The 562-nt window shown below is 43.2% G+C and carries 1 pseudogene; it reads right to left on the bottom strand.

The features are described from left to right. A pseudogene (locus ACRCJ0_RS18865) lies at nt 1-562 on the bottom strand (sucrose-6-phosphate hydrolase); the annotation flags it as partial.

The following is a 562-nucleotide window of genomic DNA, read 5'->3' as shown; positions in this document are numbered from 1 at the left end:
AAAGGGCTTGTGGCGCTTGTCTTAAGGCCAAGGTCTCAGCTACTGGGTATTGGTATAAATGACCATCTTGAATGCGAAATTCTTTGATTAAGCTTAAGGCACCTTGGTAACCATATTGGTCCGTTGGATAATCAATTTCCGGTAGACCTAACCAGGAAACGCCTAGCACTCGCCCATCAGGCGCATTGATCAGTTGACTGGCATACACATCAAAACCGTAATCTAAGTTTTCTAGTTGACCAGGGTTTTCTAATTTGCCCACTGCAGTAAAAGCATCCGCCACTAGATAAGCGTTAGGGTAAATATTTTGATAGGTTAATTGGTCTTGGTCAATTCCTTGCGGACAGAAAGTGACAAAGACTTTGCCATCTACTTGGTTAATATTTGGACATTCAAACATATAGGCAGAGTCTGCTTGCGGAATCGGTAATTCACTGTGGTAAGTCCACTGGTCTAGGTTTTCTGGGTCTGCTTGGTATAAATACAAGGTCCCCCGCTCGTCAGATTTTCTTTGGCCCCCAATGACTAACCAAGATTGACCATGAGCTGTAAAATACATAGG

The sequence above is a fragment of the Aerococcus sp. L_32 genome (genome assembly GCF_050689315.1).
This window is presented reverse-complemented; position numbering and strand designations above follow the sequence as displayed.